The following is a 21,057-nucleotide window of genomic DNA, read 5'->3' as shown; positions in this document are numbered from 1 at the left end:
AGCACATCACGACCGCACCGCAAGGGGCCCTGCGGGTTGACGCGGCGGCGCGGGCACGCCAATCCTGCAGCGCATGCCGATCAACATGCCTGCCGACATCGCCCACATCATCCAACTCGCCATTGCGCCATTCTTCCTGCTGGCAGGCATTGGCGCGCTGCTGAACGTCATGGCCAACCGCCTGACCCGCGTTGTCGATCGCTGGCGCAAGGTGGAAGGCTTCATGACGGAACTCGACCCGTCGGTCAGGCATCGCCATGTCCCTGAACTGGCCGCCATCGACAAGCGGATCAAGTTCATCAACGGCGCGATCATCCTGTCGACGCTGTCAGCCCTGCTGATCTGTCTCGTCGTCGTGACGCTGTTCGTGGGGCAACTCACCGAAATGGACCTGTCGAACATCATCGCCACGCTTTTTGTCGCGTCGATGGCGGCGCTGATCGCCGGACTGATCGCCTTCCTGCTCGAAGTCTCGATCGCCACCCGCACCCTGCGTGTCACGCCGCACCTGCTGGCATCCAAGGCCGGCGACATGATCAAGCGCCCCATCGGCGACGGCTGACCGCCGGGAAACACCCTCCCCAAAAGCACGGAGCGCAGCCCGGACAGGCTGCGCTCCAATTCAATCCCACTTTCCCCCTCGCTCTAGGCGGGGTTCGGCTCCGGGTCGCCGAGGCCGGCTTCGCCGCTCGGCTTGCGGCGCTTGCCGATCACGGGCACGGCGGAGGCCGGGCCGGTATTGTCGTCGTCAAGATCCGGCCGGGTCGGCTTGTTGCCTTTCAGCAATTCAGCGATCTCGTCGCCCGACAGGGTTTCGTACTCGAGCAGGCCGAGGGCTATGGCTTCCCATTCGTGACGGGTTTCCGTCATGATGCGGCGGGCTTCGTCCATGCCGGTCTGGATCAGCTTGCGGACTTCTTCCTCGATCTTGCGCGAGGTTTCTTCCGACACGTGGCTGGACTGCATCAGCTGCTGGCCGAGGAACACGTCGCCCTGGTCGGAGCCATAGTCCACCGGACCGATATCGTCGGCAAAACCCCAGCGCGTGACCATGGCGCGCGCAAGGCGCGTGGCCTGCTGGATGTCGGACGCTGCACCCGCCGTGACATTGTCGTGGCCGAATTTCAGTTCCTCGGCGACGCGTCCACCCATCATGATGGCCAGGCGGCTCGTCATCTCGATCTTCGACATTGACAGCTTGTCGTCTTCCGGCAGCTGCATGACCATGCCGAGGGCGCGGCCGCGTGGAATGATCGTGGCCTTGTGCACCGGGTCGGCCGACGGCACCTTCATCGCGACGATGGCGTGGCCGGCTTCGTGCCAGGCGGTCAGTTCTTTCTCTTTTTCGGACATGACCATGGAGCGGCGCTCCGGCCCCATCAGGACCTTGTCTTTCGCATCCTCGAACTCGGCCATGGCGACCACGCGCTTGCCGCGACGGGCAGCCAGGAGGGCCGCCTCGTTGACGAGGTTCGCAAGGTCGGCCCCGGAGAAGCCGGGCGTACCGCGTGCGATGGTCTTGGTGTCGACATCCTTGGCCAGCGGCACATTGCGCATGTGAACGCGCAGGATTTTCTCACGGCCGATGATGTCGGGGTTGCCGACAGTGATCTGGCGGTCAAAACGACCGGGCCGCAGCAGCGCAGGGTCCAGCACGTCAGGCCGGTTCGTTGCGGCCACGAGGATGATGCCCTCGTTGGCCTCGAAGCCGTCCATCTCGACCAGCAACTGGTTCAGCGTCTGTTCGCGTTCGTCATTGCCGCCACCAAGGCCGGCACCACGCGAACGGCCAACCGCATCGATTTCATCAATGAAGATGATGCAGGGCGCCGAACGCTTGGCCTGTTCGAACATGTCGCGCACGCGGCTGGCACCGACGCCGACGAACATTTCGACAAAGTCGGACCCGGAAATCGTGAAGAAGGGCACACCGGCCTCGCCGGCAACAGCGCGGGCCAGGAGCGTCTTGCCCGTTCCCGGAGGGCCAACCAGCAGCGCGCCTTTCGGGATCTTGCCGCCGAGGCGCTGGAACTTGGACGGATCCTGCAGGAATTCGACGATCTCCTGCAATTCTTCCTTAGCCTCGTCCACGCCGGCGACGTCGTCAAAGGTGACGCGGCCATGCTTTTCGGTCAGCAGGCGGGCGCGCGACTTGCCGAAGCTCATCGCTCCGCGGCCACCGCCACCCTGCATCTGGCGCATCATGAAGAAGACAAACCCGACAATCAGCAGGATTGGCAGGATCGAGAAAAGCAGCGAGGCAAAATTGTTGCGGCCGCTGTCGGCATCAACCGTGAACGGGACGCCTTCCTTCACGAGCACGCCCTGGGTTTCCATGTCGAGTCCGCGCAATTCGCTGACCAGCGTGCGGTTATCGGCCGTTTTCACGACAATCTGCTGGTCGCCCAGCGTCGCTTCGGTCACCTGACCGGAATCGATCAGCTGGTAGATTTCCGACAGCTTCGCCTTGGTCGCGTGATCGGCTTCGGAAGAACCGCCCATGGCAACAGCCATGCCGATAACGAGCAAGGCGATGGCGCCCCAGATGGCAAGATTGCGGACGTTCATATGCGGTCTCTCAGGTTGGAAGAGGTGTTGATCTGTAACATAGGAGCGCGCTTACACAAAAACGACTCCTTTCCACTTAACATGGCGCAATTGTCACGGCTTGCCGCTGAGCAGGTTCCTGAGCGCATCCAGTCGCTTTCCCGCCAGGGGATCGGACTCGTATTCCGCTGTAAACACTACAGTTTTACCGCGCCGCTTGATGCGGCTTCCGCCGAGTGTCGCCCCTGCGAACGCCCGATCGGCGCACAGACGGTGTGCAATGAGTTGCAGCTTATCCCACCTTGGCCGCGCATCACGCCCGGCGGCGACCTGGATCAGCAGGCCGGCCCGGCGCGCGACGCATTCCGGTTCGAGGCCCGCAATATCTGCCTCGATGCGGCCGTCAGCGTCCATCCTGACCCGGGTGCGCAGCCACTTGCCGGTCAATCCATCCTCGATTGCCCGCACCTGCGTGACGCCTTCCAGGCAGTGCCGGACACGGGCCGCAAGCCGGGGCGAGGCGTCGAGCAGGCGGCGCACGCGCACCCGTTCAAAGGCCGGATTCTGGTTCGATGGATCATCAACCCAGTGCACGCCTCTCGCCCGCAGCAGGGCGCGCAGGTCCGCCCGGCGCGCAGACAGCAGCGGGCGGCCGATCCTTACGCCGTGGCCTTCCGGCCAGACGGGTGACAGCGCCTGCGCCTGCATGGCGGCCAGTCCGTACCAGGTCGAGCCCCGCCGCGCGCGCATCAGGAATGTCTCGGCCTGGTCATCCGCCGTATGCCCCATCAGCAGCATAGCCCCGCCGCGCGCCCGGATGGCTTCGGCAAGCGCTGCATGCCGCGCCCGGCGGGCCGGCGCCTGACGCCCTTCCGGCGTCGCCCAGTCGAGGATGGCGTGATCGACACCGAGGCGCGCGCAGGCGTCTGCCACGCCCTGCGCCTCGCTGCGGGACTCAGGGCGCAGCCCGTGGTCGAACGTGAAGGCCGCCAGCTGGCGGCCGCGATCGCGCGCCCAGTCGTTTGCAAGGTGAAGAAGGGCCAGGGAATCGCCACCGCCGGAAACAGCAATCCCGATCGGGCCAGTGGCCGCGCCGCAAAGCGTGTCGAATGGCGCCAGGTCTGCGGGCGGCGCCTCTAGTTGTCGCACCCGGACTTGGTCCGTTCGACCGCCGACAGGTCCCGCGTCACGCCGGACGCGTTCGGATAGCGCTTCGGCAGCGTATCCAGGGCAAGGCAGGCTTTTTCCTTGTCGCCGACAAGCCGCATTGCGCGGGCCAGCTTGACCAGCGCTTCGGGCGCACGCGGATCGTTGGGGAAAGACCGGATCATGGTCGTGTAGGCCGCGCCGCTATCGGCAAAGGCCTTCTGCTGGTACAGTGCTTCGCCCAGCCAGTAATGGGCCTCGCCAGCCTGCGGATCGTCACCGAACTTGTCGATGAAGGCCCGGAATGCCGCTTCGGCGCCAGCATAGTCAAACCGGATCAGCTTGGACTTGGCCTCTGCGAACAGCGGACCGGCCTCCCCCGGCAGGGCGCTGGCGGAAATGGTGCCGAGCGATCCGGTCGGCAGCGGCGCTCCGTCTGCGGAGGCATTCATTGGACTGGATGGCTCCATCGCGCGCGACGCACTGTTGGCAACATCTGTGGCGGACGGTTCGGTCGTCGGTGTCACGAGGCGCGTCGGGCCAGAGGCCAGATTGTCGCTCCGACCGGATGCACCGGCAGGGCTGGACAGATAGGCGCCCTCGTCATCGACAGGCAATTCGGCATCCGGGTCGATGTAGGACAACGACGGATCTGCAGCCAGCCGTGCCTCCAGCGCAGCAAGCTGGCGAGACTGGGCATCGAGCCGGTCCTCCAGGGATTTGAGGGAATCGGAGAGGGATTCATTGTCGCGCTGCAGCGCATCATTCTTGTCGCGGGCCTGCGACAAGGCAAATTCCATTGTTTCGACCCGGCCCGTGAGCGTCATGATATCGCCGAGCAGGTTGTTGACCTGGACTTTCAGGTCGGCGTTCTGCTGGCGCACCTGTGTCACCTGGCTGGCCAGATCAGAGCTGGTCACGCCCTGCGATATCGGCGCGCCGCGCTGGGCGATGGCCGGCGCGGTGAGCAATACCAGGCTGGCGAGGGCGATGGCCGGGGCTCTGAACATCAGGAAAATCTCCACTCGTTTTGGGGCGACCATATAAAAACAGCCGGGGCCAAATTAAGGCGCCCGGCTGCAATTATCAGGTAGATACGGCAGTCAGGCTTAGCTGTTCGTGCCGGAAACGATCTGCGTGAAACCGTTACGGTTCAGCGCCCAGGACTGCTCGTCGCTGCCAGCAGCGATCGGGCGTTCCTTGCCGTAGGAGATCGTGTCGATCCGCGACGGGTCAACGCCGAGGCTGATCAGATAGTCCTTGACCACGGAAGCACGACGCTCACCGAGGGCAAGGTTGTATTCGCGCGTGCCGCGCTCGTCACAGTTGCCTGCAACAAGGATGCGAACGCCGGGATAGGACGACAGCCATGCTGCCTGACGCTTCAGGATTTCCTGATCGTCGGCATCAAGGCGGTAGCTGTCGAGGTCATAATAGACGCGCTCGCCGACGTTTACACGGAAGTCTTCGAGCGAGCCTGCTGCCGGGCCGGTTGCAACCGGAGCGACAGTTTCTGTTTCGACGGGCTCTGTGACGGTCGGAGTCGTGTCAACGACTTCAACAGGCGTCGTATCCACAACCGGCTTCGGCTTCGAAGCACAGGCGCCGAGCGAAAGCAGCACGGCAGCGGCAGCAGTAAGTTTAAGAGATGATTTCATTACTAAGACTCCCCTGGATGTCCTTAGAGCGATATTGACGCCTTACGGCGGGCGTTTTGTCAACGTGGTTACGACTAGCGCTGAGTGCTTCCATATTCGGGCGGAAATCAGGCGACAATCGGGCGGTGACTGAACCGCGCACCGTTTCGCATGATTTTATCGTCCTGTCTCCTGAAAGCAACTGCCCGGGAGGCAATCCCGGGCAGTTGCCTGCTTTTGTTACTGCAGAATCGGCGACCAGGCCGGATCCGAGGCATCGGTTTGAGTCGGCAACCGGCGTTCGTTGCGTCCGGACAGGTCAACCGACATCAGTTGCGGGCCATCGCCCGGGCGTGATTCGCGGAAATAGACGATCACACGGCCGTTGGGCGACCAATCCGGGCCCTCGTCGAGATAGGCTTCCGTGAGCAGGCGTTCGCCTTTTCCGTCCGTGCCGATGACGCCGATATAGAACTTGCCGCCGGCCTGCTTGGTGAAGGCCACGAGATCGCCGCGCGGGCTCCAGACGGGCGTCGAGTAATTGCCCCGGCCAAACGTGATCCGGCAGGCCGAATCGCGCCCGCCCGACGGGCAGGTGCGCGGGCTGCCATCGACATTCATGACATAGATCTGGGGGCTGCCACCGCGGTCAGACGTGAACGCGATGGATTTGCCGTCAGGCGACATCGAGGGCGACGTGTCGATCGCCGGATGGTCGGTCAGCCGGCGCGATTCACGGGTTCGCAGGTTCATGATGTAGATGTCGGAATTGCCGCGCTGGGCCTGCGTCAGCAGCACGCTTTCCCCGTCGCGCGAGAAGCGCGGCGCAAAGGTCATGCCCGGGAAATTGCCGAGCAGTTCCTGGCGGCCGGTCTCGATATTGAAGAGGTAGATCCGCGGCTTGCCACCTTCATAGGACATGTAGGTGATTTCCTGCGCCGAGGGCGAGAAGCGCGGTGTCAGAACCGTGTTGCGGCCCGGCGTCAGGTATTGCTGGTTGGCGCCGTCGGAATCCATGATCGCGAGCCGCTTGACGCGTGCCAGCTTGGGGCCTGTCTCGGCGATATAGACGATCCGCGTATCGAAATACGGATCCTCGCCGGTCAGGCGCGTATAGATCGAATCGGCAATCTTGTGGGCGATGCGGCGCCAGTTGTCCGGCGTCGTGGTCAGGCGCCGGCCGGGCTGGCCGTTGATGCGCATCACTTCGCCTGCATAGACGTCCCAGAGGCGGAACGAGACGGCGATCTTGCCGTCGGGCAGTTCCTCATAGGCGCCGACAACCAGGCCATCGGTATTGATGATCTTCCAGTCCGCAAAGCGCGGCTGAACGTCGATCGCCAGGTCCTTCTGGATGAAGGAAGACGGGTTCTGCATCTCGAACAGGCCGGTCGACGAGAGGTCGGCCCGCACGACATCGCTGATCTGCTTGGCCATGGCCGCATCGGTGCCACTGATCTGGAAGTCGGGAATGGCGAGCGGCACGGGCGTGAAATTGCCTTCCGTGACCCGCACCTGCAACTGCGCGGCGGACGGAAGGGCAAGGCCTGTCGCTAGCAGGAACGCTGTCGCCAGCGCTGTCAGGATACGTTTCATTGGGCGGATCTCCTTGAAGTTGGCGGGGACGGTCAATTTTCCGGCCCGATGGTCACATCGATTTCTTGCCACTGGTCATAGTCGTCTGCAGGCAATTTGTATGGGGCACACTTGCGCACCGCCCTCAGGGCCAGGTCCACCGGGATGCCCGAACGCCCGATCGGGCGCGACTTCGGCGTGATCAGTTCGGCCGAATTGGACAGGGTGCCATCGCGGGCCAGCTTCAGGCGCACGACAACATTGATCTGGTCTTCCTTGGGCAGGTCGTCGACCCCGTTCCAGCAATAGCCGATCTGCCGGCGCACCGCAGCCTGCAACGACGCGGTGTTGCCTGTGCGGTTGCCTGCGCCCCGGCGCGGCTCCTGCGCATCGGTCAGAACCGGCTTCTGGATCCGCGGCGGCTCTGCCGGCGGCGGGGCCTTGCGCTGGTTCTGGGCCTTGGTCTTCAGGACATCCTCGAAGTCATTGAGGAAATCGAGATCATCGGACTCGGCCTTGGGTTTGGTTTTCTCGACCAGCTTTTCCTCTTTCCTCGGCTCCGGCTTCTTCTTTTCCGGTTCCTTCTCCGGCTCGGGCTTCGGTTCCGGCTCGGCCTTGTCGTCTTCTACAACGATGTCGTCTTCGCTCGGTTCCTCAGCGCGCGTATCGTTTGCGTCAACTTCTTCCGGGGTCAAGTTTTCCTCGTCCGCCGGGTCTGCCTCTTCGTCAGGCGCCTCTTCCGGGACGGGTTCGGCCTCGGGTTCCGGCTCGGCCTTCGTGATCGGCGCAATGTCGGTCACGAGGCCGATATCGACAAAGTCGATCGGCACGTCGATGGCGCTCGCGCATTGCGGCAGGCGCATCAGGATGTCGACCGCGTCGAGGCCCGGCTGCTCGCGCTCCAGCTTTTCGATCGCCTTGTCGCACTCCGACTTCTGGTGCGGCCATGACAGGACCGCCATGGCCAGGACACTGGCATGGACGATCGTTGAAATGGTGAAACCGCGAATCATGAGTCTGGGGGGTGCCCTGCTATTTCTTCTGTTCGGTGACGAATGCGAGGCGGGTGTACCCGGCGGCGCGCACTTCTGCGGTCACGTCCATGATACGGCCATACGGCACGCTGGCGTCGGCGCGCAGGTACATCTGCTGTTCATAGCCCTCACCGATGATCGCCGCCAGTTTCGCGCCGAGTTCGTCGATCGAGACTTCCGTATTCTGAACAAAGATCGTGCCATCGGCCTGCACCGTGATGGCCAGCGGCGCATCGTTCGGTTCGGTCTTGATCGGGCCGGAGCGCGTCTTCGGCAGCGCGACATCCTCGCCCCGCACCAGGAGGGGCGCCGTGATCATGAACACGATCAGCAGCACGAGCATGACGTCGACAAAGGGTGTGACGTTGATTTCGGCATTGAGGGCGCGCCGTCCGCGCCGCCCGCCCTTGCCACCGGATCCGAGAATGAGTCCCATGGCCTAGTCCCTCGACGCGTCTGAGGCGCGGCGCGACAGGCGCACCAGGACATCCTGCGAGAACGTGTCGAGCTGGTCGCCCAGCTTGGTCAGGTCGCCGGTGAACTTGTTGTAGAAGATGACGGCCGGGATGGCCGCAACCAGGCCCATGCCGGTGGCAAACAGCGCCTCCGCGATCGGGCCGGCAACTGTGCCCAGGCTCGTGTCCTGCTGCGCGGCGATGTTCAGGAAGGCGTTCATGATGCCCCAGACGGTGCCGAACAGGCCGATGAACGGAGAGGCGGACCCGATGGTCGCCAGAACGCCGAGACCGCTGCCGGCCTTGCCGAGTTCACGGTCGACCGCCGCACGCATGGAGCGCTCGGCCCGGTTGACGAGCGCGGCTGCTTCGCCGGTCTGGTGGGCGCCGCGACGGGCGTCAGACCATTCGCGCGCTGCCGAGGCGAACACGCGTCCGGCTGCATCGCCCGGCACCTGGCCCGGCCGCATGTCGAATTCCTCTGTCCGTCCGCTCCAGAAAGCCTGCTCGAACTGGCGCGCCTTCTTGCGCGCACTGCCGAGCGAAAACAGCTTTTCGCCGATGACCATCCACGACCAGACCGATGCGCCGAGCAGGAACAGGAGCACCAGTTTCACGACGGGATCGGCGTCGAATACCAGAGAAACCAGGGAAAAATCGCTATTGCTGGCCGCCGTGCCTATCGCTTCGGATTCCATGAGATATGCCGCTCCTTGAAGTCTGCGGGCGCGTTGCACACCGCACATGAGTCATTGCCAGCGGCACAAGGCCCCGGCTCCGCCCCTGTTTCACCACCAAATCTGGCGGAAACACGGCACACCCGAGAGTTTCCGCAGCTGGGTTAACCGCTAAGGTGTTTTGGTTAAGGATTGGTGGGCGTTTGCCGTTTCATTGCATCTTGGCAACCCTTCGGGGCGCCCCTAGAGAACCGGAGCGGCGAGGCGGAGAATGTTCTCCTTCATCTGCTGCCAGTTCGATCGCGCGGCCCATTCTTCCGGGTCGATATAGGTACATTTCGCCAGATACCTTTCCCGCATCTGTTCGAGCTGGCGCGAGACGCCCCCGTCATAGACGATCAGGGTGAGCTCCAGGTTCAGGTAGAAACTGCGCGTATCCATGTTGACCGTGCCGACCATCGCGATCGTGTCGTCGATCAGCACGCATTTGGTGTGCAGAAGGCCATCCGTATAGCGGGCAATGCGAATGTCGGCCTGCAGCAACTCCTCGAACACCGACTCGCTGGCATATTGGGCGAGTTTTGAATCGATCTTTTCCGGTACGATCACGTCGACCGCGACACCGCGCTTGCGGGCCGCCTTCAGGGCCAGCGTCAGCGTCTCGTCCGGAATGAAATACGGCGTGATGATCGACACGCGCCGATGCGCGGCAAAGATCGCCGAGACGACCCATTCATGGATCGGGCTGTCGCGGGTCTCCGGCCCGGACGGCAACAGCTGCAGGGCCACGTTGCCGGCAGGCGCCACGACCGGACGGTCGGTCGGCAGGTCACGCAGGGCCGCCCGGTCGACGTCCAGTCCGACACAATCAAAGATATAGTCGGCATTGAACACGCAGCCGAGCGAATCGACGATGCGCCCCTCCAGCCGGAACATGGTATCGACCCATTGGCCGACTGCCTTGTCTTTCTTGAAGACTTTAGGGTCCACCAGGTTGGCGCTGCCGATATAGCCGATCGTCTGGTCGATCGTTATCAGCTTGCGGTGGTTGCGCAGGTCGGTGCGCTGCGACAGCGACTTGATCAGGCCGACCGGCAGCGAGGCTTCGACATCGACACCGGCGGTCCTGAGGCGCTGCAGCCAGCTGGACCGGAACAGCGCCTTGCTGCCGAAACTGTCGGCCAGGAGGTTGCAGTCGACGCCGCGCTGGGCCGCCCGCACCAGGGCCTCCATCACCGCGGTGACCCGGCCTTTCGGTTCGACAATGTAGAATTCGAGGAAACAGGTCTTGGTTGCCTGGTCGATATCGGCAACGATCCGGTCAAGAATGTCGCCGGCATCTTCCAGCAGTTCCAGCCGGTTGTCGTGGGTGACGGGAAAGCCGGTATGTGTCGCCACGCCCAGGCTGAGCGCGCGCAGGGTTTCGTTGGCCTCGAGCGTCACGTCCAGCAACGGCTCTTCCTCGACGCCATAACGGCGCAGGTAGAACTGCCGGATCCAGTCACCCTGGCCGAGGCGCTTGCGACCCATCCGGTGGTCGCCGAACAGGAAGTACAAAAAGATCCCTATATAAGGCAGGGAGTACAGGATGATGATCCAGGCCAGCGTCGTGCTGACGGCCAGCTTGCGGTACAGCAACCGGAAAGTCAGGGCGACGGCGATCGCGATATGGAGCGCAAAGAGAAGTGAACTTGGAAGCAACGCAGTCCCTTTCAGTTAGTCCCGCCCAACGCCGGGTGGAACCGCATGTTCCGGCCGTTCGATGAGCAGGAAGAGCCAGTCTCTCCAGATCCTGACCTGGAATATCCAGGCCGCGATCGGCACGACGAAGTATTCGCAATACCTGACGCGCGCGCATCATCAGGTATTCAATACCAGCGCCAAGCGCTCCACGCTGGAAAAAATCGCGGAAATCGTCAGGACCTATGATGTCGTGTGCCTGCAGGAGGTGGACCTGGGGGGCCGACGGTCCGGTTTTACCAGCCAGGCCGAACAGATCGCCACCCTGTCCGGTCACAGCCATGTCGCGGTCCAGCAGAACCGGGCCATTCCGGGCATCTCCCTGCATGGCAACGCCATTCTCAGTCGGTACGCCCTGTCCGACATCCATGATTTCAAGCTTCCCGGGCGCGTGAAGGGCCGCGGCTGTCTCATCGCCAATGTGCAGGTGGGACAGGGGATTTCGGTCGCCAACCTGCACCTCAGCCTGGGCCGGGATGACCAGTCCCAGCAGCTCCAGGCGATCGGCCAGCACCTGCCCCGGAAAAACCCGTTCCTGGTCGTCGGAGACTTCAACTGTACGAACAGTTCCACTCATCTGGAGGCGTTTGCCGAGGCGAACAGCGCCCAGATCGCCAACCATCCGCAGATCCCGACCTTTCCGTCATGGCGTCCGCAGCGCGACCTCGACCATATCGTCTATTCTGACAGCGTGACCCTCGATCATCGCCGCAGCCTTGCACTGCAACTGTCCGATCACCTGCCCGTCTCGGCCGAAATCAGGTTCTGACCCCCGGAATCACATGCGGGGCACCCTCAGGCGCCCCGCACATTCGTTTTCCGGCCCTCAAGATCAGTCGAGCGAGGCGATCTCGTCCTTCGCCGCGGTCAGGATTTCGACAATCCGGCGCTGGCGCGCCTCGTCCGTCAGCTTGTGGCGTACCGTCTTGATGATCGTATGGCGCAGCCGGTGCATGGCCGTGCGCACATCCGTCGGGTCGACGTCTTCCTCGGCGCGCAACAGGTCGGCCAGACGCGCATGAATGGCGTCTACGGTTTCCGCTTCGCGCTCAAGCTCGGCCTTGCCGTCTTCCGTGATGTGGAAGATTTTCTTGCCGTCCTCGGTGCGCACTTCGGCCCAGCCAAGGTCCTGGATGATTTCCAGTGCCGGGTACATGACGCCCGGGCTCGGCTTGTAGGTGCCGCCGGTGCGGGTCTCGATTTCCTGGATCAGGTCATAGCCGTGGCGCGGCGTCTCGCTGATCAGGCTGAGGATCAGGACGCGAAGGTCGCCGTGTCCCAGCGGCCGGCCACCGCGACGTCCGCCGCCGCCATGCCCTCCCCGCCCGTGACGGTGTCCGCCGCCCATTGCCATTTTCATGTGCCAGCGCGCATGGCGCGCCTCTTTGTTGCTTCTGTGCATGTTGTGTCCTTTCCCACGGCGCCTGTGGCGGCCGAATGTGTCGTCATTGTCCAAAAGTTCGCCAGACAGGACAGGCCTGTCATCGGGTTCCTGGTGTTTCATCGATACTCCTTTTAGATATATCTGATTGAAAGATAGTTTTAGATATATCTAAATGCAAGGCGCAGGCATGAAAAAAGCCCGCCAGCATCCCTGCCGGCAGGCGATTTTCAGAAATATTCTAGCAATTACAGGGCTATTTCGCCTTGTAGACAAAGGCTTCCAGATGCTCGGCCACTTCACGGATCGGGCGGCGCAGGCGCCCGTCAGCATGGATCATCACGGCCGTGATCTCGGCCTCCGCAACGATTTGCCCGTCCCGCAGGCAGGCCTGCGAGAACCGGATGCGCGGCCCGTCCATGCCCAGGTAGCGCGTGCGGATGTGCAGCAGGTCGTCTACCTTGGCGGGGCGTTTGTAGGTCACATTCACATTGGTCAGCGTGAAGGCCGCGGGGTCCTCGCGGTCCAGCAGCGACTGGTGGGAAATCCCCGCATCGCGCAAATGGTCCGACCGGCCCCGCTCGAAGAAGCGCAGGTAGTTGGCATGGTAGACCATGCCGGTAAAATCGGTGTCCTCGTAATAGACACGCACCGTGATCCAGTGCTGGCGATCGGAATCGAAGTGGCGGTCATCAAGCGGCGGCTGGGTCATGAAATCCGCCTAGCAGATCACCCCTGATCCGTCATCTCCAACGGCGCGGTCTCATAGCCAAGCGCCTCGGCCCGGGTCTTGATCCGCGTCAGCGTTTCATCCTCGAGAACCTTGTCCCGCGCGAGTATCCACAGGTACTTCCCGCTCGGATCACCCACCAGGGCGGCCGAATAGTCCGGTTCCAGGTGCAGGATCCAGTAGTCACCCCAGGCGAACGGCACCCATGACGGTGCGAATTTTACCTTCAGGCGCGCATTGCCCGACTGCTCCATCACCCGCGCCACGCCGTTGGCAACCTTGACCGGGCCATCGACGCTGCCCTTGTGGCAGGTATTGATCACATCGATCCGGCCATCGTCGCGCTGGACATATTCCGCAGTCACGCCGGCGCAGTCTTTCTCAAAGCCATTGGGATAGCGGGCAATCTCGTACCAGAGACCGGCATATCGCGTCAGGTCGACCTGCGGAACGGTGGGCGGGGCCGTTTCAGCGGCGCGGTAATCCGGCTGGCTGGTGCAGGCTGACAATGCGATGGTCGCGACGAGAGCGGCAAAGCCGAGTGGTTTCATGAAGACATCCTCCTGCGGCTCTATACGCACGGACCGGCCTTTCGGTTTCAACCGGTTCTGGCCATGCGCCACTTCCCATGCGAAGCAGGGGAACAACCAACCCCCACGAGGCTCATGATGCCATCTTCCCGCCCGATGTTGACGGCTATCCTGCGCGGCCTGCGCGGTCGGTGCCCGGCCTGTGGCGAAGGCCGCCTGTTTGAGGGCCTCATCAAACAGGCCCCCGTCTGCACCCATTGCGGCGAGCCGACCGGCGAGATACCCGCCGATGACGGCCCGCCCTGGTTTACCGTTCTGATCCTCGGGCCGTTCCTCGCCGCGATCACCTTCCTGGTGTCGATGACGCCGTCCGTGCCCCTGTGGCTGGCCTTGCCGATCCTCGGCATCGGCGCGATCGGCGCCGTCCTCCTGATGCTGCCCCGCGTCAAGGGCGTCTTCATCGGCATCCTCTGGCGCCTGCAGAAGAACAACCAGACCTAGGCGTTCGCTGGCGGCGGAACCCCTTCGGGCCATTGCGGCAGGCCATCGTCGAAGTCAAAGAAAGCAGCCTTGTGGCTGGTCCATATATGGACCACGGGCCTTGAGGGCAGCGGGGAATCGATGCTGGCGACGCGCAGGATCAGCTGGTCCTGGTCATGCCAGTGCGCCATCAGGTGTGTCCCGCATTTCGGGCAGAAATGCCGTGTTTTCCCGGGCGTGGATTCAATACCGGCGACAATGTCCGCGCCCCGGGTCCAGCGAAAGCCGGACCGCGCAGTCCGCGCCGTTGTGGCAAAGGCCGCCGAATGGGTCTTCTGGCACGTCCTGCAATGGCAATGGCCAATCGGCCCCAGGCCATCGGCCGCGTAGGCGACTGCCCCGCAAAAGCAGCTTCCCGTTACCGCGTCCGCCATCTCACTTCTCCCCGAACAACCCGCTCTGCTGCCCGCCCGGCGCCGGAAGCCCAAGCCGCTCATAGGCCAGCGGCGCCGCCGTGCGGCCGCGCGGCGTGCGGGCGACATAGCCCTTCTGCATCAGGTAAGGTTCGATCACGTCTTCCACGGCATCGCGCGCCTCTGACAGCGCCGCCGCCAGCGTCTCCACCCCCACCGGCCCGCCGGCATAGGTCTTCACCAGCGCATGCAGGTAGCGCCGGTCGAGCGCATCAAGGCCGTCCTCGTCGATCTCCAGCCGCTTCAGCGCCCGCGCCGCAGCCGCCTTGTCGATCTTCGCGCCCTCGGCCTCGGCAAAATCCCGCACGCGGCGCAACAGGCGCAGCGCGATCCGCGGCGTGCCCCGCGCCCGCCCGGCAATCTCGACTGCGCCATCCTCGGTAATCGCCGCACCGAGTTTCCGCGCCGCCGCCATGACGATCCGCGCCAGTTCCTCCGGCTCGTAGAATTCCAGCCGCAGCGGTATCCCGAACCGGTCGCGCAGCGGCGTTGCCAGCAGGCCCGCCCGCGTTGTCGCACCGACCAGCGTGAACGGCGACAGGTCCAGCCGCACCGAGCGTGCCGACGGCCCCTCCCCGATCACGATATCGAGGGCATAGTCCTCCATCGCCGGATAGAGGATCTCTTCCACGATCGCCGGCAGGCGGTGGATTTCGTCAATGAACAACACGTCGTTCGGCTCGAGATTGGTCAGGATCGCCGCCAGGTCGCCTGCCTTGGCGATCACCGGGCCGGACGTTGCCCGGAAGCCGACACCCATTTCCCGCGCCAGGATCTGCGCCAGCGTTGTCTTGCCAAGCCCCGGCGGGCCGAACAGCAGAACATGGTCCAGCGCCTCGCTGCGCCCCCGCGCCGCGTCGACATAGACTTTCAGGTTCGACTTGGCCTTGCGCTGGCCGACATAGTCTTCGAACGTCTGCGGCCGCAGCGCGCGGTCCAGCGCATCGCCGCCTTGCGAATTCGGATCGGAGAGCTCGCCTTCGCGGCTCACCGGCTAAGTTCCTTCAGCGCCGCCTTGACCAGCGGGCCGACATCCGTGTCGCCAGCCGTCGAAACGGCCGCCGCCACCGCGCGGGCCGCGTCGCTCTGGCCATATCCAAGGTTCACCAGGGCCGAAATCGCTTCCGAGCGCGGCCCTGTCGTGGCCACAGCCGGCGCACTCGCCATGCCTGCCGCATTGGCCGCATCGAACTTGCCGAACCGGCCCATTGGCGGCGCCTTGCCACCGAGGTCCAGCACGATCCGCTCGGCGAGTTTCTTGCCGACGCCCTTGGCGCGCTCCAGCACGCGGGCATCGCCCAGGGCAATCGCGTCCATGATTTCCGCCGGTGTCAGCGCATCGAGAATGGCCATCGCCGCCTTGCCCGCCACGCCGTGCACATCCTGCAGGCGCACGAACCAGGCCCGCTCCTCGTCTGTCCCGAAGGCGTAGAGCACGATCGCCGCTTCGCTCACCTTGGTCTCGACATGCAGGACGGCTGTTTCTCCGGCATGGACCCGGCTCAGCAGCCGCGTCCCCGCCTGGCAGACATAGCCGACGCCATTCACGTCAATCAGCACGTGATCGAGGCCCATGGCCGCGATCGTCCCGGTCAGGCGGCCGATAATCATGGCTCTGACCTCCCCGCGCTTATCCTTCGACGTCGCTCAGGATGAGCGCTGATCCGAGGCTCATCCTGAGCGAAGTCGAAGGACGAGCCGGGCGAAACACAGGCTCGTATCATGCCGCGCCCCGCTTCATCTCCAGAGGCAGGTGATGGGCCGCACAAATGGCGCAGGCCAGCGCATCGGCGGCGTCTTCCTTCATCTCGCCGGCGCGCGGCAACAGGCGTTTCACCATGAACATCACCTGGGTCTTGTCCGCCGTGCCGGTGCCGACCACGGACAGCTTTATCTTGCGCGGGGCAAATTCGGCGACCGGCAGGCTGGCCAGCGACAGGGCCGCCATCGCGGCACCACGTGCCTGGCCCAGCTTCAGCGCCGAGCGCGGATTGGCATTGACCAGCGTTTCCTCGATTCCGGCCGCATGCGGCGCGTGCAGGCGTGCAATCTCGGTAATGGCGGTGAAAATCCCCGCGAGGCGCGCGGCCATTTCCAGGCCCGGATCGACCGAGATCACGCCATGCGCCACATGCGCCAGGCGCGCGCCGGTCTGCTCCACCACGCCCCAGCCGGTATGGCGGAGGCCCGGGTCGACACCGAGAATGCGAATCGTTGCTGTCATGTCGCCTACCCTATCAGGCAGCGAAGTTAATGACAGCTTGCATTTTCCCCATTTGTTCCGGTTTGGCCGGGCAGTGGCGGCCTATTCCTCGAATCGCGGCACCAGGACCTGGTCGATCACGTGTACAACGCCATTCCCCGCCGCGATGTCGGCCATGGAGACGCTGGCCGTGTTGACCATGATCTCGTCGCCGGTCGCATCGATCAGCATGTCGCGATTGTTGATCGAGGGCACGGCCTCGGCCTTGCCGATCAGGTCCTTCGACATGATCTTGCCGTTCAGCACGTGATAGCCGACGAACAGGCTCAGCTTGTCCTTGTTTTCCGGCTTCATCAGCTCGTCCAGCAGGCCGTCAGGCAAACCGTCAAAGGCTTCATTGGTGGGCGCAAACACGGTGAACGGGCCGTCGCCGGACAGGGTGTTCGTCATGCCCGCTGCATCGATTGCTGACACCAGAATCGTGAAATCCGGGCTTGAGCCGAGAATGTCGGTCACTGTCGGCAGCTCGACTGTTTCCGTCATGGCTGGCGGCACCGTTTCAGCGCCGGGCATGCCGGTCTCTGCGGCCGGGTTGGCCATCCTGTCGGACGGTGCGTCGGGTTTCGGGGAACAGGCAGCCAGCATCAGGGCACTGGCGGCCAGGGCGGTCAGGAAAAGCGGTTTCATCAGTCAGGCCTCATGGTTGGAGGGGTCATGGCGGGCAAGCGAATGTGCAGGACCCGCCGGATGACGGGCAATCCAATGGCTAACGCCCGGCCATGGAAAATCGTTCCCGCGCGGCCGGATCGAAACGCCTGCCATGGTCAAGCAGGGCCAGACGGCCTCAGCTCATCCATTTCAGGACGCGCGGCTCGATCGGGTTGGCGAAGTCGCGGCCTTCGCTGCGGGCCTCGGTCCATTCGCGCTTCAGGCGCTGGTACCATTTGGCCTGCACGTCGATATCATCGATCCACAGCATCGCCTTCTGGTGGGCGAGCCCCATGTTCTGCAGGTCGACCATGTCACCGTCCTGGCGCAGGAATTTCCGTGCCATCGGAATGGCAATCGGCACGGCCAGGTTCAGCAGCGGCGCACCGGTCCACCACGTGAACTGCGTGATGCGCGTGCGCTTGGGCCCTTCCGGCGTCAGGCAGGTCAGCGTCAGGACACGCATCTTCTCGTTCGAGATGATCTCCCAGCGAAAGCCCGGCAGCTGGAACCGGATCTCGGTTTCGACATTGTCGCCGAACACCCAGCGGTACAGCTTCGAATTGGAGCTTGGTGCGTGCCGGTCGATGGCCCAGCCGCGCTCGGTCGGGATGAACTGCTTCTCTTTCAGCTTCAGGCCCACCGATGGCGGGCGCCACCACCACTGATTATGCACGAAAGGCACGTGCGCGGGGTCCATCAGGCCGACAACGGCATCATCCATGTGCGCGTTGAACACGTCATGGATCACGAAGCCCGGCTTGTCCGGCAGCGGGCCGAATTCCGGCGGCGGCACGGCGGGCGGCGCATCAAGGCGGGGATTGTGCGCGACATAGAGATAGACCGCGCCGTTGGCCTCGTGCAGCGGATACTGGCGCACCTTCACGCGGCCCGATTCATAGGTGCTGTCGGCCGTCAGGCTCGGCATCAGGCGGCAACCGCCATCCGTGCCGAAGCGCCAGCCATGATAGGGGCATTGCAGCGTCCACTCGCCGTCCGTCTCCAGCTGGCGCCCGGCTGACAGCGGCACCAGGCGGTGCGGACAGATGTCGCGCAGCGCGAACGCCTCGCCCGCAGGCGTGCGCCCGATCACGACCGGCTCGCCCAGGACCATGATCCGGTGCTGGCGGCCTGCCTTCAGCTCGCTCGACGCAGCGGCGAGATACCAGCTGTCGGTCAGGTAGCCGTCTTCGGTGATGCCGGCCTTTGGAGGAGAGGGGGTTTGCGTGTCAGCCATGAACTTGTCTTATGGCGCAGCCTGGGCCGTCACGTCGATATGCCAGGTGCCGCTTGGCTGCACGTTCTCTTCCCAGGGCCGATGCTCGACCATCTCGATCCGGCCGGTGCCGGCGGCCACGGCCTGGAAGTCGAACGCCATGAAATGATTGCCGCCAGTGACACCCTCCTGGTTCTGGAATTCCGGGTCGGTCGGCCGCGTCGCTTCGTCGACCAGTTCCAGGAATGCCGGCTGGCTGACCACTTCCCAGATATAGCCTGCAGTCGGAATGGTTTCGAGTTCGACGCGCAACACCCCGTCGGCCTGCAGCGTCACGGCCCCGCCATTCTGGTCCGCGCCGGCATGGGTCACACCGTCGGCCTGCATCACTGGCGCCTCTGCGGGCAGCCGTGGCGACGGCTCACAGGCAGCAAGGCCAAGGCACGCGGCCGCCAGGCCACAGCTTGCGAACAGGTTCCGGGTGCGCGCCATGATGTGGTCCCTTCAGGCGATTCGAGCCGTGGAGTGTGCATGTATAGACGCTTACAGTTCAAAACGGGAATGCACACCGCGTCGTTTAGCACCATTGGCCGGGACATCCGTAAACACGCCATGCAGGCGCGTGGCAAGCGTCCCCCGCCCGGCCCGCACCTGAAAGCAGCGAAAGCTGCTAGGCGCGCCCGCCATCCCTCGCTATATGCGGGCCATGACACCACGTGAAAAAATCCGCAATTTCTCGATCATTGCCCATATCGATCACGGCAAGTCGACGCTGGCCGACCGCCTCATCCAGGCGTGCGGCGGCCTGACCGACCGCGAAATGAGTGAACAGGTGCTCGATTCGATGGATATCGAGAAAGAGCGCGGCATCACGATCAAGGCCCAGACCGTTCGCCTCGCCTATACGGCGGCGGATGGCGAAACCTACACGCTGAACCTGATGGACACGCCCGGCCATGTCGACTTTGCCTATGAAGTCAGCCGGTGCCTGGCTGCCTGCGAAGGCTCGCTGCTGATCGTCGACGCCAGCCAGGGGGTCGAGGCGCAGACCCTCGCCAATGTCTACCAGGCCATCGACCAGAACCACGAGATCGTGCCGGTCCTCAACAAGGTCGACCTGCCCGCCGCCGACATCGACCGGGTCAAGGAACAGATCGAGGACATTATCGGCCTTGATGCCTCCGACGCGGTGCTGACTTCGGCCAAGACCGGCCTCGGCATCCCCGACGTCCTCGAAGCCATTGTCACGCGCCTGCCGCCCCCACGCGGCGGCGACGCCAGCGCGCCCCTCAAGGCCGCGCTCGTCGATGCCTATTACGACCCCTATCTCGGCGTCGTCGTCATCGTCCGCATCCATGACGGCGTCCTGCGCCGGAAACAGTCGATCCGCATGATGCGCACCGGCGGCGTCTACGAGATCGACAAGGTCGGCACGTTCAATCCGAAGCTCACCGAGACCGACGCGCTCGGCCCGGGCGAGGTCGGGTATTTCGTCGCCTCGATCAAGGAAGTCGGCGAGACAGCTGTCGGCGACACGATCACCGAGGACAAGCGCCCCTGCGACAAGGCCCTGCCGGGCTACAAGGAAGTCCAGCCGGTCGTCTTCTGCGGCCTCTTCCCGATGGACGCCGGAGACTTCGACGACCTGCGCGCCGCGATGGGCAAGCTGCGCCTCAACGATGCCAGCTTCACCTGGGAAATGGAAACCTCTGCCGCCCTCGGCATGGGCTTCCGGTGTGGCTTCCTCGGCCTGCTGCACCTCGAGATCATCCAGGAACGCCTCAGCCGCGAATTTGACCTCGACCTGATCGCGACTGCGCCGTCAGTGGTCTACGAACTCACCATGACCGACGGCACCGAGACCGAGCTGCACAACCCGGCCGACATGCCGGATGTCGTGCGCATCAAGGAAATCCGCGAGCCGTGGATCGACGCGACCATCTACACGCCGGACGAATATCTCGGTGGCATCCTGAAACTCTGCCAGGACCGGCGCGGCGTCCAGAAAGAGCTCTCCTATGTCGGCGGGCGCGCGATGGTGAAATACGAACTGCCGCTCAACGAAGTCGTCTTCGATTTCTACGACCGCCTGAAATCCATCAGCCGCGGCTATGCCAGCTTCGACTACACGATCATCGGCCACCGCGCCGAAAACCTCGTGAAGCTGCAGGTGCTGGTCAATGACGAGCCGGTCGACGCGCTGGCCATGCTGGTCCACCGCGACCGGGCCGAGAGCCGTGGCCGCCAGATGTGCGAACGCCTGAAGGACCTGATCCCCCGGCAGATGTTCAAGATCCCGATCCAGGCCGCGATCGGCGGCAAGGTCATCGCCCGCGAAACCCTCAGTGCCCTGCGCAAGGACGTGACCGCCAAATGCTATGGCGGCGACGCCAGCCGCAAGCGCAAGCTGCTCGACAAGCAGGTTGCCGGCAAGAAGCGCATGCGCCAGTTCGGCAAGGTCGAAATCCCGCAGGAAGCCTTCGTCGCGGCGCTCAGGATGGACGGGGACTGATCAACAGTCGGCG

General features: G+C 63.9%; 23 protein-coding genes. 4 read left to right on the top strand and 19 right to left on the bottom strand.

Annotated features, from left to right (window positions below):
• Window positions 1–85 precede the first annotated feature (85 nt).
• The gene (locus tag HJO_RS09770; protein WP_206741839.1) at window positions 86–562 is read left to right on the top strand and encodes a DUF2721 domain-containing protein; all 477 of its coding nucleotides are present in this window, start codon (window positions 86–88) and stop codon (window positions 560–562) included.
• Window positions 563–645: 83 nt separating this feature from the next.
• On the opposite strand, the gene ftsH is transcribed toward HJO_RS09770, so the two are convergent.
• The 9 genes from ftsH to cls form a co-directional block, all read right to left on the bottom strand.
• Window positions 646–2,568, bottom strand: a complete 1,923-nt coding sequence (ftsH, locus tag HJO_RS09765) for an ATP-dependent zinc metalloprotease FtsH (RefSeq protein WP_035616541.1) — start codon at window positions 2,566–2,568, stop codon at window positions 646–648.
• Between the two features lie 93 nt (window positions 2,569–2,661).
• Window positions 2,662–3,696: a tRNA lysidine(34) synthetase TilS gene (gene tilS / locus HJO_RS18205; RefSeq protein WP_162173817.1), complete on the bottom strand. Its 1,035-nt coding sequence runs from the start codon at window positions 3,694–3,696 to the stop codon at window positions 2,662–2,664.
• A complete protein-coding gene (gene ybgF / locus HJO_RS09755) occupies window positions 3,684–4,703 on the bottom strand; it encodes a tol-pal system protein YbgF (protein WP_162173816.1) in 1,020 nt (339 codons plus the stop codon). The genes tilS and ybgF overlap by 13 nt, the downstream gene beginning before the upstream one ends.
• Window positions 4,704–4,802: 99 nt before the next feature.
• Window positions 4,803–5,351 (bottom strand): peptidoglycan-associated lipoprotein Pal, encoded by a 549-nt coding sequence (gene pal, locus HJO_RS09750; protein WP_035616539.1) that lies wholly within the window; start codon window positions 5,349–5,351, stop codon window positions 4,803–4,805.
• Window positions 5,352–5,570: 219 nt separating this feature from the next.
• The gene (gene tolB / locus HJO_RS09745) at window positions 5,571–6,926 is read right to left on the bottom strand and encodes a Tol-Pal system beta propeller repeat protein TolB (protein ID WP_035616538.1); all 1,356 of its coding nucleotides are present in this window, start codon (window positions 6,924–6,926) and stop codon (window positions 5,571–5,573) included.
• A gap of 32 nt (window positions 6,927–6,958) precedes the next feature.
• A complete protein-coding gene (locus HJO_RS09740) occupies window positions 6,959–7,918 on the bottom strand; it encodes a hypothetical protein (RefSeq protein WP_035616536.1) in 960 nt (319 codons plus the stop codon).
• Between the two features lie 19 nt (window positions 7,919–7,937).
• Window positions 7,938–8,375 carry an ExbD/TolR family protein gene (locus HJO_RS09735; protein WP_035616535.1) on the bottom strand — a complete coding sequence of 146 codons (438 nt, stop codon included), beginning with the start codon at window positions 8,373–8,375 and terminating at the stop codon, window positions 7,938–7,940.
• A gap of 3 nt (window positions 8,376–8,378) precedes the next feature.
• Window positions 8,379–9,092, bottom strand: coding sequence for a MotA/TolQ/ExbB proton channel family protein (locus HJO_RS09730; protein WP_035616534.1), 714 nt, complete (start codon window positions 9,090–9,092; stop codon window positions 8,379–8,381).
• Between the two features lie 222 nt (window positions 9,093–9,314).
• A complete protein-coding gene (gene cls, locus HJO_RS09725; protein WP_035616533.1) occupies window positions 9,315–10,772 on the bottom strand; it encodes a cardiolipin synthase in 1,458 nt (485 codons plus the stop codon).
• A gap of 61 nt (window positions 10,773–10,833) precedes the next feature.
• On the opposite strand from cls, the gene HJO_RS09720 reads away from it, so the two are divergent.
• Window positions 10,834–11,580, top strand: coding sequence for an endonuclease/exonuclease/phosphatase family protein (locus HJO_RS09720; RefSeq protein ID WP_035616532.1), 747 nt, complete (start codon window positions 10,834–10,836; stop codon window positions 11,578–11,580).
• 63 nt (window positions 11,581–11,643) lie between these two features.
• Here the strand turns inward: HJO_RS09720 and HJO_RS09715 are convergent, their stop codons facing one another.
• The 3 genes from HJO_RS09715 to HJO_RS09705 all read right to left on the bottom strand — a co-directional run bounded on the left by HJO_RS09715 (window position 11,644) and on the right by HJO_RS09705 (window position 13,473).
• Window positions 11,644–12,213, bottom strand: coding sequence for a PadR family transcriptional regulator (locus tag HJO_RS09715; RefSeq protein ID WP_162173815.1), 570 nt, complete (start codon window positions 12,211–12,213; stop codon window positions 11,644–11,646).
• A gap of 235 nt (window positions 12,214–12,448) precedes the next feature.
• Complete coding sequence (locus HJO_RS09710; RefSeq protein ID WP_035616531.1) at window positions 12,449–12,904, bottom strand: YbgC/FadM family acyl-CoA thioesterase; 456 nt, start codon at window positions 12,902–12,904, stop codon at window positions 12,449–12,451.
• Between the two features lie 17 nt (window positions 12,905–12,921).
• A complete protein-coding gene (locus tag HJO_RS09705) occupies window positions 12,922–13,473 on the bottom strand; it encodes a lipocalin family protein (RefSeq protein WP_035616775.1) in 552 nt (183 codons plus the stop codon).
• A gap of 117 nt (window positions 13,474–13,590) precedes the next feature.
• Here HJO_RS09705 and HJO_RS09700 point away from each other — a divergent pair, with 117 nt between their 5' ends.
• A complete protein-coding gene (locus HJO_RS09700) occupies window positions 13,591–13,953 on the top strand; it encodes a DUF983 domain-containing protein (protein ID WP_241764714.1) in 363 nt (120 codons plus the stop codon).
• Here HJO_RS09700 and HJO_RS09695 read toward each other — a convergent pair.
• The 7 genes from HJO_RS09695 to HJO_RS09665 form a co-directional block, all read right to left on the bottom strand.
• Complete coding sequence (locus tag HJO_RS09695) at window positions 13,950–14,366, bottom strand: GFA family protein (RefSeq protein ID WP_035616528.1); 417 nt, start codon at window positions 14,364–14,366, stop codon at window positions 13,950–13,952. The genes HJO_RS09700 and HJO_RS09695 overlap by 4 nt on opposite strands.
• Before the next feature lies 1 nt (window position 14,367).
• Complete coding sequence (ruvB, locus tag HJO_RS09690) at window positions 14,368–15,396, bottom strand: Holliday junction branch migration DNA helicase RuvB (protein ID WP_035616526.1); 1,029 nt, start codon at window positions 15,394–15,396, stop codon at window positions 14,368–14,370.
• Complete coding sequence (ruvA, locus tag HJO_RS09685) at window positions 15,393–16,016, bottom strand: Holliday junction branch migration protein RuvA (protein ID WP_199285757.1); 624 nt, start codon at window positions 16,014–16,016, stop codon at window positions 15,393–15,395. The genes ruvB and ruvA overlap by 4 nt, the downstream gene beginning before the upstream one ends.
• A gap of 109 nt (window positions 16,017–16,125) precedes the next feature.
• Window positions 16,126–16,629: a crossover junction endodeoxyribonuclease RuvC gene (ruvC, locus tag HJO_RS09680; RefSeq protein ID WP_035616524.1), complete on the bottom strand. Its 504-nt coding sequence runs from the start codon at window positions 16,627–16,629 to the stop codon at window positions 16,126–16,128.
• Between the two features lie 81 nt (window positions 16,630–16,710).
• Window positions 16,711–17,295, bottom strand: a complete 585-nt coding sequence (locus tag HJO_RS09675; RefSeq protein ID WP_051618475.1) for a fasciclin domain-containing protein — start codon at window positions 17,293–17,295, stop codon at window positions 16,711–16,713.
• 157 nt (window positions 17,296–17,452) lie between these two features.
• Window positions 17,453–18,553 (bottom strand): aromatic ring-hydroxylating oxygenase subunit alpha, encoded by a 1,101-nt coding sequence (locus tag HJO_RS09670; RefSeq protein ID WP_035616523.1) that lies wholly within the window; start codon window positions 18,551–18,553, stop codon window positions 17,453–17,455.
• 9 nt (window positions 18,554–18,562) lie between these two features.
• Window positions 18,563–19,024: a protease inhibitor I42 family protein gene (locus HJO_RS09665; RefSeq protein ID WP_035616521.1), complete on the bottom strand. Its 462-nt coding sequence runs from the start codon at window positions 19,022–19,024 to the stop codon at window positions 18,563–18,565.
• 214 nt (window positions 19,025–19,238) lie between these two features.
• Here HJO_RS09665 and lepA point away from each other — a divergent pair, with 214 nt between their 5' ends.
• Complete coding sequence (gene lepA / locus HJO_RS09660; protein ID WP_035616771.1) at window positions 19,239–21,044, top strand: translation elongation factor 4; 1,806 nt, start codon at window positions 19,239–19,241, stop codon at window positions 21,042–21,044.
• Window positions 21,045–21,057: the final 13 nt, after the last annotated feature.

It is taken from the genome of Hyphomonas johnsonii MHS-2 (assembly GCF_000685275.1).
In the GTDB taxonomy this organism is placed as follows: domain Bacteria; phylum Pseudomonadota; class Alphaproteobacteria; order Caulobacterales; family Hyphomonadaceae; genus Hyphomonas; species Hyphomonas johnsonii.
This window is presented reverse-complemented; position numbering and strand designations above follow the sequence as displayed.

Excerpts from the sequence above, each read along its gene's own strand:
- HJO_RS09720 (WP_035616532.1), top strand. The coding sequence starts at position 10,834 with ATGAGCAGGAAGAGCCAGTCTCTCCAGATCCTGACCTGGAATATCCAG.
- tolB (WP_035616538.1), bottom strand. The coding sequence starts at position 6,926 with ATGAAACGTATCCTGACAGCGCTGGCGACAGCGTTCCTGCTAGCGACA.
- HJO_RS09695 (WP_035616528.1), bottom strand. The coding sequence starts at position 14,366 with ATGGCGGACGCGGTAACGGGAAGCTGCTTTTGCGGGGCAGTCGCCTAC.
- HJO_RS09670 (WP_035616523.1), bottom strand. The coding sequence starts at position 18,553 with ATGGCTGACACGCAAACCCCCTCTCCTCCAAAGGCCGGCATCACCGAA.
- pal (WP_035616539.1), bottom strand. The coding sequence starts at position 5,351 with ATGAAATCATCTCTTAAACTTACTGCTGCCGCTGCCGTGCTGCTTTCG.
- ruvC (WP_035616524.1), bottom strand. The coding sequence starts at position 16,629 with ATGACAGCAACGATTCGCATTCTCGGTGTCGACCCGGGCCTCCGCCAT.
- ybgF (WP_162173816.1), bottom strand. The coding sequence starts at position 4,703 with ATGTTCAGAGCCCCGGCCATCGCCCTCGCCAGCCTGGTATTGCTCACC.
- HJO_RS09715 (WP_162173815.1), bottom strand. The coding sequence starts at position 12,213 with ATGCACAGAAGCAACAAAGAGGCGCGCCATGCGCGCTGGCACATGAAA.
- HJO_RS09710 (WP_035616531.1), bottom strand. The coding sequence starts at position 12,904 with ATGACCCAGCCGCCGCTTGATGACCGCCACTTCGATTCCGATCGCCAG.
- HJO_RS09730 (WP_035616534.1), bottom strand. The coding sequence starts at position 9,092 with ATGGAATCCGAAGCGATAGGCACGGCGGCCAGCAATAGCGATTTTTCC.
- ftsH (WP_035616541.1), bottom strand. The coding sequence starts at position 2,568 with ATGAACGTCCGCAATCTTGCCATCTGGGGCGCCATCGCCTTGCTCGTT.
- HJO_RS09735 (WP_035616535.1), bottom strand. The coding sequence starts at position 8,375 with ATGGGACTCATTCTCGGATCCGGTGGCAAGGGCGGGCGGCGCGGACGG.
- HJO_RS09705 (WP_035616775.1), bottom strand. The coding sequence starts at position 13,473 with ATGAAACCACTCGGCTTTGCCGCTCTCGTCGCGACCATCGCATTGTCA.
- HJO_RS09770 (WP_206741839.1), top strand. The coding sequence starts at position 86 with ATGCCTGCCGACATCGCCCACATCATCCAACTCGCCATTGCGCCATTC.
- HJO_RS09740 (WP_035616536.1), bottom strand. The coding sequence starts at position 7,918 with ATGATTCGCGGTTTCACCATTTCAACGATCGTCCATGCCAGTGTCCTG.
- ruvA (WP_199285757.1), bottom strand. The coding sequence starts at position 16,016 with ATGATTATCGGCCGCCTGACCGGGACGATCGCGGCCATGGGCCTCGAT.
- HJO_RS09675 (WP_051618475.1), bottom strand. The coding sequence starts at position 17,295 with ATGAAACCGCTTTTCCTGACCGCCCTGGCCGCCAGTGCCCTGATGCTG.
- lepA (WP_035616771.1), top strand. The coding sequence starts at position 19,239 with ATGACACCACGTGAAAAAATCCGCAATTTCTCGATCATTGCCCATATC.
- HJO_RS09665 (WP_035616521.1), bottom strand. The coding sequence starts at position 19,024 with ATGGCGCGCACCCGGAACCTGTTCGCAAGCTGTGGCCTGGCGGCCGCG.
- HJO_RS09700 (WP_241764714.1), top strand. The coding sequence starts at position 13,591 with ATGCCATCTTCCCGCCCGATGTTGACGGCTATCCTGCGCGGCCTGCGC.